Genomic DNA, 16,977 nt, shown 5'->3' on the forward strand with positions numbered 1-16,977 from the left:
AACTATTCTCCTTTCCCTTCTTCAGGTTTTGTCTGAACTTCTAATAACTCAGTCAATTCCTGTTTTTCTTTACGCAATAGGCTAAGTTCCTCATCCCTCTCCACCAATTGGATGGCGATGAGGTTCTTAGCGGTAATTTCATCAGAGAGCTTTGAGACAAGCTCCTGAATAGTTAGTTTTAATGATTGGTTGATTTGTTCTAGATTCATCTGTGAACTCCTTTATTTAATCGTATCCCATGTCAAGATGACATCACCTCGACCTGTGATGTTTACTAAGTGTTTAAAATTGTGGTTGAATTGATGAAGAACATCTTTCAAACTGACGTAGGTTGTACCGTTTCGATAGATACGGATATCTCCGATATTCAAAATTGAACTTGGTCGGTCAGATGCTTTATAAGCATCAATACTCAGTCGGTTAGGCAACGTTACTATTTCCCAACCATCTGGATTGGTATATGGAGCACTAGCTAAACGTACCTTATCGCCTACCACATCAATTTGGTCGGTATCTGTACCGTTCCATGCTCGAATTCCTACAAAACCACCGTCATTGGCATTCCAGTTGTTCCATCGATTGGAACCGATTATGGTTACACCACATGGCTTACCGTTTGAGGTACCTGTTTCAAATGAAACCCACTGGTGAGGATAACCACTAACCTCACGAGAAATGGATGGAGAGTTTGTAAAGAACTTGATATTTCCAAGTGACAGATTGATTTTCATAGCTCCGTTGATTGCTGACAAGATTCCGCCAGAAATGTTGTTGGCAGATAGGGTTACTGACTGCACTTGGGTTATAAAGGCTGATTTGGCAAACAACTGCTTGAGATAGGCTTCTGTAGCCATAAACTTGGTAAAGAATGCTTGGTCAACCTTTAGTTTATCCGCGGTGATTGCTTCTGCTCCAATTCGAGCTGCAGAGATAATACCTGTCGTAATCTTGCCTGCATCAAGACTGGCAATCTTACCACTCGCAATGACACCATCTTGGATATAGGTAGTGCCTGTAATTTGGACGAGTTTTCCATCGATTTTGACCGTCCCATCCTTATTGAGATTAAGTTGGCTCAAAACTGTGCCTGCACTGGTCAGATTTCGAACCGACCACGACCCTGCAAGAGTTGAAACTTGAGTTTGAATGGCATTGACGGCAGCCGTTGTCGCTCGACTTGTTTCTAGATTGCCAACTCGTGTCACAATCCCAGTAGCCGTTTGAACAACCTGACTGATTTGATTGGTGTGATCTCCAATTGTTCGAGTGTGACTGCTTACAGTATCCCGCACTTCATGAAAGGCGGTTACAGTCGTAAAGTCATCTAATGACGGTGTCCAATAGTCTGGAAAAATATCACCAGTTGATACCATTAAGGCTCTCACATGGAACTTACCAGTCTTAACCCCATCAACTCTGACTTGAAGTTCAAAACCTTTAGAGTGTTGGTACATCTCTTGAGTGACGGTAGCGGTCAATTTTATCAAGCGATAGTTGTTACCTGTTGTCAGATTGCTGCTCCATTTATTGTAGAAAGGGTGATACAAATTCCAGTTGGTCCATGTCCAAATATTTTGACTATCCAATATTGGACCTTGAAGTTTCATAGTACGAGTCGTTACAGCAGGGTCAAAGGTAATCTCATCCGCTGAGACATGAACATATAAATGAACTTTTGATCCAACATAAATTCCACTACTATCCCCAAATTGCACTCTTCCTAAAGAGGCTATCCAGTTACTACTCACATTTATCGTCTGATAAGCACTCCATCTATCCGAAGTACCAGCTATCAAGTTGCGATGCGAAACTGAGGTAGGGATTCTGCTTTCCGTTTGACTGATTCGCTGGGTAAAACTATCAGAGGTGGTTCTAACCAAATTCTGCACACTAGTTGTCGTCGCATAGGGTTGGAGAGAACTGCTGGTTAGATAGCCACGACCAGTAATATTGGAATCGACCTGTGACTTGGTTTGGTAACCTTTTGAGTTAATAGCTGATTCAACTTGTGTACTTGTTAGTCGTTGTTCAATTTGCCCAGCCTGTGTACGTATAGTGGATTCTGCACTTGCTACTCGACCAGTCAAGTTATTAAAATCCGTCTTTGCGACTTTCTGTGAAATGGCATCATTGGCAATACGTAAGTCTGCCTTGGTTTGGGTAATCTGACTAGCGTTTGTGTTGGCCTTAGCTAAGGCATTATCAGCGGTTATTTTGACCCCCTCAAGAACAGTCTTATCAGCCTTAAGCAAGATAGATTGCTGTGTTTGTTGGATGGATGTAGTATGTCCTTCGACAGTTCGTTTCAAGTTATTGAAATCCGTTTGACTAACCTTCGAGGATACATCCGAAACTAATTGTCGAATTTGTGTCTCACTACTAGAAATCTTTCCATTTGCTTCGGATAATCTTGTAGAAACCTGCTCCACACCTGACGCTGTTTGCGTGATGAGTGTCCGTTGGGCGGTCAATTCACCAGCTATATCTGATGGATTTTCTGAATAGCCTGTGTCCAGTGAGCTTTTTGCGACTTTCAATCCTGCCACATAGAATTTATTCCCATTTGGGATTGTGCTTGCATTGTACTCCGTTCGAAATTGGAGTGAACCATCAGATATGACATGTACTGTTTTCCAGTAGCGTTTCCAGTCACTTGTAACGGATATAATATCGTCCGATTCCCTCACTCTTGCGACTGGAGCACGATAAACACTCGAACCCGTCCAAATCGATGAGACCTTAATGGAGGATAGAGGTTGATTTGCTTTGGCATAAAAGCTAAAAGTAATGATATCTCCTGCTTTCACAACAATATTCTGATGACTTCCGTTAAACCCTGCTTGGGTTGAACGAACAACCAGTCCTCTGAAATTCTCTGTTTCGGTAGACCAGTTGTTTCCTAAATGCCAGGCATTTCTTCTATTCGACCAATCACGAGTACCAGTCATCAAATTTAGGCCATCTAGGCTAGTTGGAATTTTCGCATCCACCTGACTGAGTTCAGTTGTAATGCGATTCCCCAATTGCGTAATAGACGACTCGGCAGTTTCGATTCTCTGTTTCGCTTGGTTAAAATCACTGGTTTTAACACGCTGAGAAATTTGGTCTGCTTGTACTTGAATCATGGATTCTGCACCGGATACTCGACCAGTCAGACTATCCACCAGTTGCTTACTCGCAAGAAGTTTTATATCCTCCTTGGTTTGCGAGAGATTGGTACTGACAGTTGCCAACTGTCCACTCAACAGTGATTTTGCTACATCTACCAATCGACTAGCTTCAGAGATAGCTTGTGATCTTGCTGTCGCAATCTTTGTCTCTGTCTGACTACGCTCCGTTGAAGTCAATCGGTTAGCCTCATTAATGGCATCAAGCTTGGCTTGTTCTGCTCTCCTGAGGGCTTCAGTCGCCCCAGTTTGAGCCTGTTCTGCCTTCAGTTTGGCTTCTGTGGCTAGGTTGGTGTTTACCCCAGCCTTTGCCAATAAATCACGAGTTGTGCGTTGCTGCTCCTCTTCCTGTTGTCGCATCTGTTGATGAATAGAAGAAAGTTCACTATCAATGCTGGCCTTTAATCGATCCGCATAGACCTCCCCATGACTTTGAGCCTGTTCGATAGCGTTATCGATGGCTACTTGACGTTTCTCAAATTCTGCTTCAAAGGCTCTGTTGGCATTTTCAATGGCAATTTCAACGGCAACATCCTCACTCCGCTTATTCCCATCAAGGAGATTATTTGCTAGGGTAGTCAAGCTACCGCCAGTTTTACCTGTTCCGATACTTGCCTTATCATCAAATGTGATAAAGCGGTAATTCTTTGCTAAAGGATCATAATCATAGGCGATGGCTTTCTTCCTCACATCAATCCCGTGTAGCTTGCTTTTTAAAGTCACTGTATCGCCTAGATGAACCGTTTGACCATCTAACTCGAATGCCTCAATGATGATGGCATCTTTTGGCTTATCAATTCCCTCTAAGCGAAACTTGCTACTAGCCCACTCTATTAACTCTTGACGAGTTCTGACGCTATTATTTGTATAGGTCACTTCATTGATGAAAGGATAGAAGTTAATCAACGGACTATCTACAGTGACTTGAAGTACAGTCTCCCTATCCTGCCCCTCTTGTTTGAAGCTTGAAGTGGCATGGATACGAGTGATAACCTGTGAACTTTCTTTGGTTCGTTGATACTTTTTCAAATTGTAGTGAGTAGAGATGACTACCCCACTGTCTTGTCCTCGCTCACCCTTTATAGTTAGGGCAAGATTATCACGAACCAATTCTCCCTCCCAAGTTCCAAGGATAGAGTGTTTACCATCCAATAGTGTGGAGTACAGAGTCTGTTCCTGGTCCGTTGTATAGGTTCTGTTCTTGACAATGTCGCTGGTAAAAGAAAAATCCCCCAATGGAGACTTGCTTGCCATGACCATGCTTGATAGTGCTGTTGCACAGGGTACCTGTTCACACCTAAATGGCGATACTAACCTCGTCATGATGTCATCTGAAATGTGATAGGCCACAACTTCAAGACTGGTGTCTCCTTCGATGACTTTCTTAATCCGAAACAACTGGTGTCCCAATACTGGAACTGGGCTACGAACGAGGTAGTCCTCTTTTAACTCTCGAAATAATCCGCTATCTGTGATCGGATAGGTAAAGTTCAGGACAAAATCCCCATTCAAGGTTTCTTTGACACTTGCCTTAATGGTTTCTGGGAGTGGTTTCCCATGCCATTTTGCCGTTCGAACTGTTTTGTCTAATAATGATAGCACTATGCCCACCCCCAATTCGTTTCTATTGTTAATGATGTGATGCCAGAACCTAAGACAACTCCAACTGAATCATTTCTACCTGCATCAATGGAGATAAAATCACCAGACCATTTTACAGGCTGACCTCTTTGTGTCTTAAAACTTGGCTGACTAGGATTATTATCCATAATGAGTGTTTCTTGTAATCGCTCCAAGCGGATGACATCATCCCCAATCGTAAAGCTAGTTTCACTACTTGAGTTGCCGCTTATGGTAATCTTTGGAAAAGCAATGGCTGAACCTTGACTTCTCAAAGTACCACTAGTCCTAAACACCTGCGAGGTCGTCGTTTTGAACCACTTAGTTGGGTGACAAGAAAAAATAACCTTAAGCTCATACACACCCATCTTATCCTTTTGAACTGGAGTATGCTGAACCTTGTAACACCAAAAGCGTATGGTCTTGAAACTAGCGTTCTCAAGCCAAAATCCTTCTTTCAGAAATAGCTTCAAAAATGAAAATAACTGTTCTTCACTAGGTTTTACAAGATAAAGGGTGTAGCTCAGTTCCATGACACTTCTGCGAGGATTGGTTTGAAGAACCGCTCCTGACAGGCCTTGGTGTTCTATCAATTGAGTCTTACTTTCACTTACTGTGATTGAAGGACTTTCTTCCACGATTACCTTAAAAGGAAAACTAGACGTGGATACTCCACCAATGGTTAATGCATTATGTCTAATCATGGTTTCACTCCTCTCAATCCTTGTTGACGTTCTAATTCATACACTAGTTTTTCTCCAACCATCTCCGCTAGTCGGTAAAGATCAGTCTCTTCTCTGACTGTGTTACCTGTAATAGTGATGTGAATGGGTGGTAGGTTGCTTGTCATGGTCTTTGCGATTCCTCGACCAATGGCACCCAAGGTTTGTTCATTCAAAGGTAACACCGCTTCTTTTCCTGCTTCACCACCAACCATCAGGCTATTGCCATTCATTCCAAATGCGGTTGGTTTGGTTAGAATACCACCTTTGGCATACCAATCGATGGAAATTCTAGGAATTCCACCCTTCAACCAATCAAGAGGATTGGCAGACCCAGACACCCTAAAGTGAGGGAGGGGGATATGCGGCCAGCGAATTTGGAAGTTAAAGAGATTTTTGATGGCATTGATAGCGTTACTCACGGCATCTTTTGCCCCATGGATGGCATTTGAAATGGTATTCTTGACACCATTCCAAACGGATGACACCGTGCTTGAAATGCCATTCAAGACACTAGAGACCGTGTTTCGGATACTGTTCCAAATATTGGAGACTGTTGAGCCGATGTTAGATAAAATACTGGATATGGTCGATTGGATTGCTGACCAAATGGATGAAACGACTGAACTGATAGCTGTCAGTAAATTTGAGATGGTATTCTTGATACCTGTCCAAGCAGTTGAGATGTACTGGGTGATGAAATTGAGGGCTAAGGAAATAAGGGACTTGATGCCCTCCCATGCCATTGATAAGACCTGTTTGATGGTTTCCCAAGCGCCAGTCCAATCACCAGTGATAACCTGCATGACTGCCTTGATGATACCAAGTACCACATTGATAGCAGTCTCGACCACAATCTTTATCATCTCCAAAGCGGCTGTGATGATGAGTTTGATATTCTCCCAACTTGCTTGGATGAGCGGTCCAAGAATAGTCATCACCGTTTGAATAACCGTAGTGATGGCATTCCATACCGTGGTTGCAGCATTTAGAATCAATTGCTGGTTTTCAGTCCACCATGTGGTTAGCGTTCCCCAGATGGACATAACAAAACTAGAAATCTGCTGGATGATCATGGACAGAAAGGCATGGATACTATTCCAGATTTCCGTCACAGCCGTTCGAAAGCCTTCGTGATTCGTCCAGAGTTCTTTTAACCCAACAATCAGTAAGGTAATGGCAGCTACAATACCAACAATAATCCCCACAATTGGCAAAAATGCCGTTATCATTCCAACAACGGTTGTCCCCATAGCGGCTGCCGCAACCTGTAAGCCCAAGAAAACAGGAAGTAACATCCCTACCACAGCTAAAATTCCTGTGAAGATAATGACAACTTCCTTGATGGGACTGGATAAGTTGGTAAACCAAGTCGCTAGTTGACTAATAATGTCTGCCAAACTTTGGAAGACTGGAATAAGCATCTCCAGAATCGGTTGACCGATTGCTGCTAAAGCATTAGTTCCAGACTGTCTTAGGTTACCCAGAACGTTTTCCAGTCCGTCTGATTCCCTTGCAGCTTGCCCCAAGGCTCCCGAGAGTTCATTGCCGTCCTCTACCATTTGAAGGAGGGTTAACTGCTTCTGAGCTTCTGATAGTTCATTGAAGGACTTTCCATAGAGCTTGTTTGCCGCTGCATTACGAGTGGTTTCTGTCGCAGAAATACCTAGAGCTGCGTCATTTTCATAGTTTCCTTTGAGGAAGGACTGTAGGTTTTCGGTGACTTCTTCGATGGATTTGTCGTAAAATGCTGCCCCATCAGCCGCTGCTCTGGTGGCACGAGTGGTCAGATCCAAAGCTTGAGCCGTATCCATTCCAGAGGTTTTGGCAAAGGAAGCCATCTGAGTGAAGGAGCCTTGAAGACGCTCTGGAACAATGTCCATCTCTTCCCCAATCATATTGAGGGCATCCTTAGCAGAATTCTCCATATCCCCAAATACGGTAGAGAATTGGGCATTGCTGGCTTGAAGTTGAGCTGCCGCAGACATGGACTCTGTTCCGACTTCGAAGATTTTCTGAGAGATGTCTGCTAGCTTCTCACTGGTCGCTTGAAGTGCCTCAGCCCGAATGGTGTCAGACATGGCTTTCATGCCATCTTGAGCACCATCGGCAGAGGATTTGGTCTCATCCATCTCGTTGTTCAGGTTATTGAGAGCGGTCTTTGCTTGGTTCAACTCAGCTTCCATCTTATTGGCTTCAATGGAATTCTCACCATATTCACTCTTTGTCAGGGCTAGTTGCTTTTCGAGATTGGAAATTTGTTTAGAAACAATTTCTGACTGTGCTCCAATCTTTTGTTGGGCTATGGCATTACGTTCTGCTTCGGAACTACTGGATGTCAAAGCACTTTCTTGTAACTCAAATTGAGACGTGACCTTGTTCATCTCACTTGCTAACTGCCCCTGCTCCACTTGGAGTTTATCTAATTGTTGAGCCGCTGAACTACTAGCTCGACCGTGATTCTCAAGTGTTGATGACACATCAGCTAACTTAGTTTCATAGGACGTTAGCAACCTTTGAGTAGTTTCCACCTCACGTTGAAAGGCACGGTACTGGTCTGCCCCAATATCCCCAGCCTTAAATTGAGCTTCCACCTGTGATTGGGCTTGACGGAGCGTTGCCAATTTTTCTTTGGTTGTCTCGACTTGTTTTGCCAAGACTTCCTGCTTTTGAGTAAGGAGGGTGACATTGCCTGTATCAAACTTGAGAGCCTTATCAATTTGTCTTAGTTCTTTGGTAGCTTCAGATGCTTGTTTGTTTACACCCTTTAAGGCATCTTGTAAGGGTTGAGTATCGCCACCAATTTCAATCGTAATTCCCTTTATGTTTCCTGCCATAGTCCCTCCTTTCTACCATCAGAAATTATCAAAATCAGCTTGAGTTGCTGGGCGTGTTTGAGAAGTTTCTCGAGTACGCATCTCCACATAGTCCGTTTGGTAGTCAAGTGCCATCCCAATAGAGATATGTTTTAAATCGTCAATAGTCAGACCAGTCTCCTTACAACAGGAGAAATAACTCTCTACTGTGAAGATTTCTTCACTCGCTGTTTCTGTTTCATCTGCTTTTTTCTGGTTGACATCCCTTGGTTCAACATATTCATCAAGACAGGGGCTACTTCCTGCACTGGAAATTCTTCCATCTCCATATAAAAATCCACAAATGGTTTCACTCGTGGATTGGCTGACTTCGCAAAAACCCAAAAGATTCGATGGAAAAATGTCATATCGAAATCAGACAGAATAGAAACATCAATATGATGTGCCTGTAATTCCTCTCCATCTTCTAACTGGTCAAGTTTTGCCAAGATTGCTTCACTATTGACCATCGAGAATAAGTCTTGGAAATAGTCCTTACCAAACTGCTCTTTATAAGCAATTGGTGTGTAGGCATTGGTTGCTAACTCGTAGGTCGTTCCTGCTATAGTAATGCTTTCTCTCATTGCCTTCTCCCTTACTTACGAGGTTCAAAAACTGCCTTGAACCAGTTTTCACGAATCTCATCGCTCGTTTCCTCTGTTGTTCGTCGACGTACAACCTTATCAAGTGGGCGAGGACTGGCAGTAAAGGTCAACTCTACCTCATTGATATCTGAACCAGACTTGGTTTTTGAACCAACAGTCGGACGAGATGCGTAACAATAATACAAAACGTGTAATGTTTCTTTTTTATCCCCTTCAAAACGGAACATCAATGCAAAATTTTTCTTTTCGCTGTTTGCGATTTCTGAAATGGTATTTGTCGTCGCATCCAACTGCTCTCCGAGGACTCGAGTCAAAAATTCCTGCGTTAGAAGAGCAACTTTTAGTGTTCCTTCGTAACCATCGTTTGACTCCGTTGTATAAAAATTGATATTGTCTGCCTTATAAGAACCCTTGTCTCCTGTTGGTTCAAGGGTTAATTCTGCAGCACCACGAAGTCGTTCTACATTGCCGTATGTCAATGTACCATCAGAACCTTCGCTTGTAACTTCTGCCCAATGGACATCTTGTAGTCCAAAGGTGACCTTATTCTTTTCAGCCATATTATCCTCCATGTAATGTGATGTAATAGGTTACTTGGTAGATTTTCTCAGATGAGATATAGGTCTCTACTTTTTCAAAATAAATAAGGTGGCTGTCTAATAATGACTCCACCTTTTGTTCAGCTGCTAAATCTTTCTTTATGGTATAGAGTTCCAATTGCAGATTATTTTGCTTATGATAAGTCCAATTGTCTGCACCATGATTATCTGAATCAGTGACCAAATAAACCATATACGGTGGTCTTGGACGACTCCCTTCTTCAAAATGATGGTAGGCGAGTGGGAGCTGTAATTCTTTGAGAATGGAGTACATTTCGCTCAGTAACATGTCATATCACACTCGCTTTCTCAGCTTTTCTTCTAAGGATTGTATTGCTTGTTTCTCAACAGGTGCGATATGCTTAATTCCCTCAACTCGCCCACCAGAGCTTTTGGCATGACCATTTTCTAACAGATGCGTCAGGCCTGGCGTTCGATTATGAATGGTCTTGGTTAGACCTGTCCTGGTATCAATCGTTGCTTTACTCTTCCACCCTTTGGCATAGAAACCACTCTTTCTAGGTGACGTTGCTTTCAAGGTTACGATGGATTCCTCGGTGACTTCCTCTACAACTTCACGCATCACCTCTGTTGTATCCTCTACAAATTCCGCCAGCTCATTTTCGATGGCAGTTTCAAGTGCATCTAGTTCAATTCTAGTCATAACTCTCCTCCCTAATGGCGACGATGTAAATCAGTTTACGTGGTACTGTATCTCCATCAATAGACTCAATCTCATAGGTTTGACCACGAAATTGAATGTGAGTCGTTAAAGAATGAAGTCCAAGAATTGCCTTTTCATACCTGAGGGTGAACTGGACTTTCTCTTGTTCCAGTTTCGTCACACTCCCATCCCTTTCGGTCAAGGTGAGAGGACGACAAGAGCACCACCGGTCAAATAAAGGTATCCATGTCGAAGTTTCATTGCCAATCTCATCTTGAACAATCTGTCGAATCTGAAATGACAAGCGTTCCCTCAACGGTGCAATCTTCATCAGAACACATCCTTTCGTTCAGACAACAACAAATGGTAGAGAGTCTCTTTCAACTCCTTATGATTGGCATCTTCTCTGTGTTCATAAAGATAGGCAACCCCATAAAGGATTGCCATCTTTAGAACGTCTGAATAAATTGATTGTCGCAAAATATCTTCGCAGAGTTGTTGACTGGTTTCAAGTAACTGCTCAATCAGTCCATCCTCATCATCATGTTCCACTTTGAGATACTGTTTTGCTTCTGCTAAACTAACCATGCCTACTTAGCCTTTACTGTTAGTGTCTTCACGGCTTCAGGTAGGACTAACTTCCCATCAACACGTTGTGAAGCAAGAAAACCAATCTGTCCATTATTGGCATAGAGTTCGTTCAAACGTTTGAAGGTACGTCCCTGACGGTCCGCAATCCAATAATATGAGAAATCACCAAATGCAATGGCCTTGTTTCCTGCTTCAGGAAGTGGGGCAAAGGTTGAGGTATAGTATGGACGATTTAGAATTAAATCCGGTTGTCCAGCTTGTGTAGACGGTTGCCAGATGTAATTACCATTATTGTCCTTGAGTTTACGGATAGCTTTGACAGTCGTATCATGTAATATCCAAACTGCGTTCTTACGATAGGGTGCTGGTAGAGAATGATACAGTTCAATCATGTCATCAAAAGTAATATCCTTTGTAGCAGTCGTTGGACCTGTAACTTCTGCCTGAGTAAAGATACCTGTCGGTTTCTTAGAACCATCACCAATCAAGAATGCCTTTTCTTCTTCCGTTCCAATTCGACGAGCAAATTCAGCTGTCATATAGGATTCAAGGTCAAAGACTGAATCGTTTAGCAACTCTTCTGAAATGCGAATGGCAGTACCAATCTTATGAGAGTCGAGTGTCACCTGACCAAAGGTTTCTTCTGTTTCTGGATATAAACCATTTTCATCCATCCATGAGGCTGATCCATGTCCAGTCACAACAGGAATCTTTCGCTCACCACTAGATGTTTTGATAACAGTCGCAAGGCTACGGAAGAAATTCTCTTCTTGTAATCCTTGAACCAGTTTCTTCTCATACTCATCAGGAACCAGATGACCACCTTCGGTATCTTCTCCAACTCGAAGGACATCTTTGACATCAAAGAAGTGACGTTTACGAACACTTGTCCAAAATGTCTTGGCATAGCTATCTGAAGCCACACCCTTCTTTTCCTCTTCAGTAGTCTTGTCATTCAGAACTGTAGTGGGCTGCCCAATTAGAGCCTGTGAGGCTGGTTGAGCAAGTTCAAGGTCAATCTTTTCTTGTCGCTCCAATCGAGCAATCTCTTGATTGTAGAGGTTGATTTTTGCTTCCATGTCATCATAGCGTTTGGAATCTTCCTCTGATACAAGTCCATCTTCTGTTCGAACAGAATCAAGGAAGGTTTTTGCTTGTTGCCAAGCTAGGTTACGTTTTTCTTTCAATTCAAGTAATTTAGACATCAGTTCATATTCCTTTCGTTATTTGAGCAAATTCAATCGTTTTTCCAACTGATTGATAGGGATTGTTTTCTTTGGTTGTTGGACTTCAAGCTTCGCCTGCATTTTGACAAGTAAATCTTGTTGGGCAGCAGTTCGACTGAAAGAATAACTCTCAATATCCATTCCATGTTCCCCTTGTTTGTCAAAGAGAATCTTGTCCGCAAAGCCCAGTTCAACAGCCTTTTTGGCATTGAACCAAGACTCTGAGTCCATGAGGTGTGATAGCTTAGTTCTTGAAAGTCCTGTTCTTACTTCGTAGGCATTGATGATGGATTCCTTAATCTCTCCCAACATTTCAATGACCTTCTGCATATCCTTGGCTTCACCTTGTGCCACAGTCCAAGGGTTGTGAATCATCATCATGGCAACTGGACTCATAGAAACCGTTGTACCTGCCATGGCAATGACACTAGCAGCACTTGCGGCTAAGCCATCAATCATTACATGGACATCACCTTTGTAATCCATCAGCATGTTATAGATTTGAGCAGCCGCAAAAACATCACCCCCTGGACTATTAATCCAGAGGGTGATGTCTCCGTTTCCTGCATGTAAATCATTTTTAAATACTTGTGGTGTGACTTCATCGCCAAACCACGTCTCATCAGCAATCTGTCCTTCAATACGAAGTGTTCGACCACTATCATCTTCTGTAAAATTCCAAAACTTATGCATCCGTATCCTCCTCAGATTGAGTTTCTTGTTCTACCGGTGCTTGTTTCATAAAGCCACCCGCATCATTCAATTTCGTCATGTTTCCATTTATCAAGTAGAGATTACCTCCTTCCTCATCTGAGAGGAGGTTTAAGTCCTCAAGTTCACGTATATCATTTGTCGACAGCCAGCCATTTTGTCTCCCAATCGCATAACCATTCATTCTACTCTGATAGTCACCACGAAGAAGACCATCCACATTAAACTTTACAAAGTAGGTTTTCTTTTCTTCAGGTAAAAAAAGAGACCTCTTGAAAGCCTGTTCGAGACGAACTACCCAAGGGTCTAAGGTGTATTTAACAAATTCTAGAGATTGTTGCTCAATGTTTGAAAATGAGGATTTCTCCAAGTCGCCAACCATATGAGGTGGAATGCGGTAGAGCCTTGCAATTTCATTGATTTGAAATTTTCTTGTCTGAAGAAACTGAGCTTCTTCAGGTGGAATGCCTACTTGAGTGTATTTCATCCCTTCCTCAAGTACTGCCACCTTATGTGCATTGGTTACCCCATTATAGACTGCATTCCATGAATCTCTCACTCGTTTTGGATCTTTGAGAATACCTGGGTGTTCCAAAACGCCACCTGGATTTGCACCATTTTTAAAGAATGATGCCCCGTAGTTTTCCGTAGCCAAGGTCATACCGATAGCATTTTTGGCAAGGGCAATTGGAGAATAACCGATCAAGCCATCAAAACCCAGACCAGGAACGTGGAGAACATCTTCTGCTCTCAAGATAGCATCACCCTTTTCCTTAAAGTTAGGATTTTCTTCTGACTGACGCTTGTATTTGTAATAGAGCTTTCCGCTTTCGTCCCGATGAACAGACATCTTATCTGGTAAGAGTGGGTAAAGACTGATTACCTGTCCACTCCTATCTCGGATAATCTGGACATAGGCATTGCCCCATATCAGAAGATGGGTCATCAAGGTTTCTCTAAAGACAAAGGATGACATCTCAGGGTTAGGTTCATCATGCAAAAGAAAATAAAGGGGATGTTCCACCTTCTTCTCCTTTCCAGTTGCCGTTCTCTCATATACATGAATGGGTAATGAAGCAACTGCTTCAGCTAAGATACGGACACAAGCATACACAGCTGTCGTCTGCATAGCTTTAAACTCATCCACATTCTCCCCACTGGTCGTTCGTCCAAACAGATATGAGAAGTCCTGACCTTCATAACTATTTCGTGGTTTATCTCTAGCACGCTTACGTCCCAGTAAATCTACTAGTCCCATAGTTCCTCCTTTTGAGTACGAAAAAAGCACCTCAATTGAAGTGCTTCTCGTTTATTCTTAGATGGTTTTCATCTCTCCTTCTTCAAGAAGATACCAAGTTCAATCACTTTCTTGAAGTTGTATCCTCAATAAGAAAAGTTTTAATGATTCCGAATGTATTCTAAAATTGCATCATAATCTAATTCTGATGAAGCTACTCCAAGTCCTAGCTTCACTACTTCATCATCAGTCTGATTTAACACAATGCCATTTAATTCTAGGAAAATAATCATGACAAAAACTCCAATTCGCTTGTTCCCATCAAGGAAGGCATGATTATTAACTAGCGAATAACAAAGTCTAGCAGCCTTTTCTTCAATACTTGGATACTTCTCAACACCAAAATATGTACTAAAAGCTGAAGATAGTGAAGATTCTATTAAACCAACATCCCTAACACCATCTAAACCCCCAGTAGCTTGAATTAACCTAGTGTGTAATTCAATAACCTGTTCAACAGTTAATACTTTCATTTTGCCAATTCCTTAAATGCATCAAGATGGCGTGATAAAACTGAAGTCGCAACTTCATCCAAAGTTGATTGTTCAACAACCGTAGGTGTTGCCTGTTCCTCTTTAATTAGACTCTGATAGTCCACTAATACATACTTTGGTGTGTTATTTTTCAAAATTACTGCAGTACCATTCGTATCGACCATACGAGCTACCTTAGAAAAGTTTTGATTTGCTTCAGAAATAGAGACTAAGTTTTCGATATTGATTTGCATGGTAATATCCTCCTTTTCTCTATTCTACCACTTTTTAGGATATATTCAACCTATTTAGGTTGTTTTCATCCTAAAAACTCAATATTCCACGTTCATCATAGACACTCCCATCATCGGTTTGATGACGAATACAACGGTCCAGTCCCATAATGAGTGCTACAATACCGTCAATCTTCTCGACTGACTTTTCCTTATCAGGCTTGATATTGCCAGCAGGGTCTTGTCTCATGACTACGTTTTGTCCCATCCATTTCAGAACTGGATGCCCACCATGTTGAATCTTGCCTTCCATCATCAGTTTATAGAGTTCCTTTGAAGGTGGACTCATATCCTTGTATCCCTGACCGAAAGGCACCATGGTCAAGCCCATACCTTCTAGATTCTGAACCATTTGTGTCGCATTCCAACGGTCATAGGCTATTTCCTTGATATGATAAATTTCCGATAATTCTTCAATAAACTTTTCGATGAAACCATAGTGAACAACATTCCCCTCCGTAGTTTTGATGTAGCCCTGACGCTCCCAGACATCGTACAGAACATGGTCACGTCGACATCTCAGTTCCAGTGTATCCTCAGGTAGCCAAAAGTATGGCAGTACGATATAATTTTCCTCTTCAAATCTAGGAGGAAATACCAAGACAAAAGCTGTTATATCGGACGTACTAGACAGGTCTAGCCCTGCATAGCAACTACGACCCTTGAGGCTTTCATATTGAATAGGATCATTTCCCTTGGCATAGACATGTTCAGGAATCCAAGCAACGCTTGAGCTTGTCCACATATTTAGACGAAGCTGCTTAAAGACATTCTCTTCTGCTGGGTTATCAAGTGCCTGTTGGTAGGCTTCTCTAACACGGTCAATCCCAATAGTATGTCCTAGTGAAGGGTTGGCTCTTCTCCAGTTTGCTTCATCATTCCAATCATCTTCATCGGATAATCCATAAACCACTGGATAGAATGAAGTATCCTTCTTTCTACCATTCAGAATATCCAATGCTTTGGAATGCAATTCGTAACAGATAGAGTTTCTATCCGTTCCAGCTGTTGTGATAATAAAAAAGAGGGGTTGTTCCCTTGCGTCTCCTGACCCCTTGGTTAATACATCATACAAATGACGATTAGGCTGAGCGTGGATTTCATCAAAGACCAAGCCAGATACGTTTAGTCCATGCTTTGTCCCAGTCTCTGCAGAAAGAACTTGGTAAAATCCCGAATTGGAATAATTCACTATCCTCTTTGTCGCCCCCATAATCTTTGAGCGTTTCTCAAGCGGTCTACTCATCTGTACCATCTGTTTGGCTACATCAAACACGATTGACGCTTGGTTTCGGTCACAAGCCGCACCATAAACTTCTGCACTGGCTTCATTATCCGCATAAAGTAGATAAAGAGCGATAGCCGCTGCTAGCTCAGACTTACCATTCTTCTTTGGAATTTCTATATAGGCTGTTAAGAACTGACGGTTACCATCTTCTTTCACAATCCCAAATAGGTCACGGATAATCTGTTCCTGCCACGGCAACAAATCAAATCGCTTTCCTGCCCACTTGCCTTTGGTATGGGAGAGGTTATTGATAAATGTTACTGCCCTATCAGCCTTTACCTTATCATAGTGTGAGGTTGGAAGCATGAATGGACTTGGTTCATAATGATAGCTCATAAAATTCCTCCTAACAAATCCTCCATTTCATCACCAGTACCAACTTCCGCATCCATAGTTGCTAAACGATTACGTGCTGATGGTGTTAAACCAAACTGTTCACAGAATTTAAGCATGATTTTTAAGTTAGTCTGGCTGATAGAGACTTGAGGGACTTGTTGGAGATAGCCATTCGGGGTTTTGATAATGGAGCCATGCTTGGAAAGGAACTCTTCTGCCTCTTTCCAGCGAGCGTATGCTTGACAATAACCAGCAAATGCAGTCATGTCCATTTCAGTCAAAATTCCCATCTGTTCGAGAATTTTTCCCATCCGTTTCCACTCCTTCTTTGCATCATCTTCAAGCCACTGTGGGCAACGTGGGGCTTTTTGTTTAGGTTTGACTTCATTCGTAGGAAGTGGTCGCTTACCAGGATTTCCCTCAAGTATTTTCATATTCGTTGGCTTTGGTTTTCGCCCCCTGATTGCCACAATCTCACCTCCTTTAGAGTAAGAAAAAAGAACTCAATTCGAGTTCCTTCCTAAAGTTCA

At 42.3% G+C, this 16,977-nt stretch carries 17 protein-coding genes; all 17 read right to left on the bottom strand.

Translation table 11 applies throughout. The annotated features are described in order from the left end of the window. Positions 1 to 2 precede the first annotated feature (2 nt). The 17 genes from ACVRWY_RS04015 to ACVRWY_RS04095 all read right to left on the bottom strand — a co-directional run bounded on the left by ACVRWY_RS04015 (position 3) and on the right by ACVRWY_RS04095 (position 16,917). Positions 3 to 209, bottom strand: a complete 207-nt coding sequence (locus tag ACVRWY_RS04015; protein WP_044685893.1) for a hypothetical protein — start codon at positions 207 to 209, stop codon at positions 3 to 5. Positions 210 to 221: 12 nt separating this feature from the next. Continuing rightward, positions 222 to 4,769: a phage tail spike protein gene (locus ACVRWY_RS04020; protein WP_354368246.1), complete on the bottom strand. Its 4,548-nt coding sequence runs from the start codon at positions 4,767 to 4,769 to the stop codon at positions 222 to 224. Then, positions 4,769 to 5,491, bottom strand: a complete 723-nt coding sequence (locus ACVRWY_RS04025; RefSeq protein ID WP_354368244.1) for a phage tail protein — start codon at positions 5,489 to 5,491, stop codon at positions 4,769 to 4,771. The genes ACVRWY_RS04020 and ACVRWY_RS04025 overlap by 1 nt, the downstream gene beginning before the upstream one ends. After that, positions 5,488 to 8,346 (bottom strand): phage tail tape measure protein, encoded by a 2,859-nt coding sequence (locus tag ACVRWY_RS04030; protein ID WP_354368242.1) that lies wholly within the window; start codon positions 8,344 to 8,346, stop codon positions 5,488 to 5,490. Before ACVRWY_RS04030 ends, ACVRWY_RS04025 begins: the two co-directional genes overlap by 4 nt. Positions 8,347 to 8,528: 182 nt before the next feature. Next, positions 8,529 to 8,948 carry a hypothetical protein gene (locus tag ACVRWY_RS04035; protein WP_172020094.1) on the bottom strand — a complete coding sequence of 140 codons (420 nt, stop codon included), beginning with the start codon at positions 8,946 to 8,948 and terminating at the stop codon, positions 8,529 to 8,531. Between the two features lie 11 nt (positions 8,949 to 8,959). Then, positions 8,960 to 9,529 carry a major tail protein gene (locus ACVRWY_RS04040; protein ID WP_018374763.1) on the bottom strand — a complete coding sequence of 190 codons (570 nt, stop codon included), beginning with the start codon at positions 9,527 to 9,529 and terminating at the stop codon, positions 8,960 to 8,962. A 1-nt stretch (position 9,530) separates the two neighbouring features. After that, entirely contained in the window at positions 9,531 to 9,857 is a 327-nt protein-coding gene (locus ACVRWY_RS04045) for a hypothetical protein (RefSeq protein WP_024418891.1), read from the bottom strand. Positions 9,858 to 9,863: 6 nt separating this feature from the next. After that, positions 9,864 to 10,232 carry an HK97 gp10 family phage protein gene (locus ACVRWY_RS04050; protein ID WP_024418892.1) on the bottom strand — a complete coding sequence of 123 codons (369 nt, stop codon included), beginning with the start codon at positions 10,230 to 10,232 and terminating at the stop codon, positions 9,864 to 9,866. Then, positions 10,225 to 10,563: a head-tail adaptor protein gene (locus tag ACVRWY_RS04055; protein ID WP_024418893.1), complete on the bottom strand. Its 339-nt coding sequence runs from the start codon at positions 10,561 to 10,563 to the stop codon at positions 10,225 to 10,227. The genes ACVRWY_RS04050 and ACVRWY_RS04055 overlap by 8 nt, the downstream gene beginning before the upstream one ends. Next, positions 10,563 to 10,820, bottom strand: coding sequence for a head-tail connector protein (locus ACVRWY_RS04060; RefSeq protein WP_024418894.1), 258 nt, complete (start codon positions 10,818 to 10,820; stop codon positions 10,563 to 10,565). Before ACVRWY_RS04060 ends, ACVRWY_RS04055 begins: the two co-directional genes overlap by 1 nt. A 2-nt stretch (positions 10,821 to 10,822) precedes the next feature. Beyond that, positions 10,823 to 12,028: a phage major capsid protein gene (locus ACVRWY_RS04065; RefSeq protein WP_024052957.1), complete on the bottom strand. Its 1,206-nt coding sequence runs from the start codon at positions 12,026 to 12,028 to the stop codon at positions 10,823 to 10,825. Positions 12,029 to 12,046: 18 nt separating this feature from the next. Then, positions 12,047 to 12,742: a head maturation protease, ClpP-related gene (locus ACVRWY_RS04070; RefSeq protein WP_354368238.1), complete on the bottom strand. Its 696-nt coding sequence runs from the start codon at positions 12,740 to 12,742 to the stop codon at positions 12,047 to 12,049. Then, positions 12,735 to 14,018 carry a phage portal protein gene (locus ACVRWY_RS04075; protein WP_354368236.1) on the bottom strand — a complete coding sequence of 428 codons (1,284 nt, stop codon included), beginning with the start codon at positions 14,016 to 14,018 and terminating at the stop codon, positions 12,735 to 12,737. Before ACVRWY_RS04075 ends, ACVRWY_RS04070 begins: the two co-directional genes overlap by 8 nt. A gap of 140 nt (positions 14,019 to 14,158) precedes the next feature. Continuing rightward, on the bottom strand, positions 14,159 to 14,530 hold the full coding sequence (locus ACVRWY_RS04080; RefSeq protein ID WP_024409988.1) for a type II toxin-antitoxin system death-on-curing family toxin: 372 nt from the start codon (positions 14,528 to 14,530) through the stop codon (positions 14,159 to 14,161). After that, entirely contained in the window at positions 14,527 to 14,784 is a 258-nt protein-coding gene (locus tag ACVRWY_RS04085) for a type II toxin-antitoxin system Phd/YefM family antitoxin (protein WP_018374772.1), read from the bottom strand. The genes ACVRWY_RS04080 and ACVRWY_RS04085 overlap by 4 nt, the downstream gene beginning before the upstream one ends. 70 nt (positions 14,785 to 14,854) lie before the next feature. Next, the gene (locus ACVRWY_RS04090) at positions 14,855 to 16,447 is read right to left on the bottom strand and encodes a terminase large subunit (RefSeq protein WP_354368234.1); all 1,593 of its coding nucleotides are present in this window, start codon (positions 16,445 to 16,447) and stop codon (positions 14,855 to 14,857) included. After that, positions 16,444 to 16,917, bottom strand: coding sequence for a phage terminase small subunit P27 family (locus tag ACVRWY_RS04095; RefSeq protein ID WP_024414194.1), 474 nt, complete (start codon positions 16,915 to 16,917; stop codon positions 16,444 to 16,446). Before ACVRWY_RS04095 ends, ACVRWY_RS04090 begins: the two co-directional genes overlap by 4 nt. Positions 16,918 to 16,977: the final 60 nt, after the last annotated feature.

Source organism: Streptococcus porcorum, from assembly GCF_053203725.1.

Bases quoted from the DNA above. Each gene is read 5' to 3' on its own strand.
- ACVRWY_RS04060 (WP_024418894.1), bottom strand. From the start codon at position 10,820: ATGGTTAGTTTAGCAGAAGCAAAACAGTATCTCAAAGTGGAACATGAT.
- ACVRWY_RS04040 (WP_018374763.1), bottom strand. From the start codon at position 9,529: ATGGCTGAAAAGAATAAGGTCACCTTTGGACTACAAGATGTCCATTGG.
- ACVRWY_RS04070 (WP_354368238.1), bottom strand. From the start codon at position 12,742: ATGCATAAGTTTTGGAATTTTACAGAAGATGATAGTGGTCGAACACTT.
- ACVRWY_RS04035 (WP_172020094.1), bottom strand. From the start codon at position 8,948: ATGAGAGAAAGCATTACTATAGCAGGAACGACCTACGAGTTAGCAACC.
- ACVRWY_RS04085 (WP_018374772.1), bottom strand. From the start codon at position 14,784: ATGCAAATCAATATCGAAAACTTAGTCTCTATTTCTGAAGCAAATCAA.
- ACVRWY_RS04050 (WP_024418892.1), bottom strand. From the start codon at position 10,232: ATGACTAGAATTGAACTAGATGCACTTGAAACTGCCATCGAAAATGAG.
- ACVRWY_RS04075 (WP_354368236.1), bottom strand. From the start codon at position 14,018: ATGGGACTAGTAGATTTACTGGGACGTAAGCGTGCTAGAGATAAACCA.
- ACVRWY_RS04055 (WP_024418893.1), bottom strand. From the start codon at position 10,563: ATGAAGATTGCACCGTTGAGGGAACGCTTGTCATTTCAGATTCGACAG.
- ACVRWY_RS04025 (WP_354368244.1), bottom strand. From the start codon at position 5,491: ATGATTAGACATAATGCATTAACCATTGGTGGAGTATCCACGTCTAGT.
- ACVRWY_RS04015 (WP_044685893.1), bottom strand. From the start codon at position 209: ATGAATCTAGAACAAATCAACCAATCATTAAAACTAACTATTCAGGAG.
- ACVRWY_RS04045 (WP_024418891.1), bottom strand. From the start codon at position 9,857: ATGTTACTGAGCGAAATGTACTCCATTCTCAAAGAATTACAGCTCCCA.
- ACVRWY_RS04030 (WP_354368242.1), bottom strand. From the start codon at position 8,346: ATGGCAGGAAACATAAAGGGAATTACGATTGAAATTGGTGGCGATACT.
- ACVRWY_RS04090 (WP_354368234.1), bottom strand. From the start codon at position 16,447: ATGAGCTATCATTATGAACCAAGTCCATTCATGCTTCCAACCTCACAC.
- ACVRWY_RS04080 (WP_024409988.1), bottom strand. From the start codon at position 14,530: ATGAAAGTATTAACTGTTGAACAGGTTATTGAATTACACACTAGGTTA.
- ACVRWY_RS04065 (WP_024052957.1), bottom strand. From the start codon at position 12,028: ATGTCTAAATTACTTGAATTGAAAGAAAAACGTAACCTAGCTTGGCAA.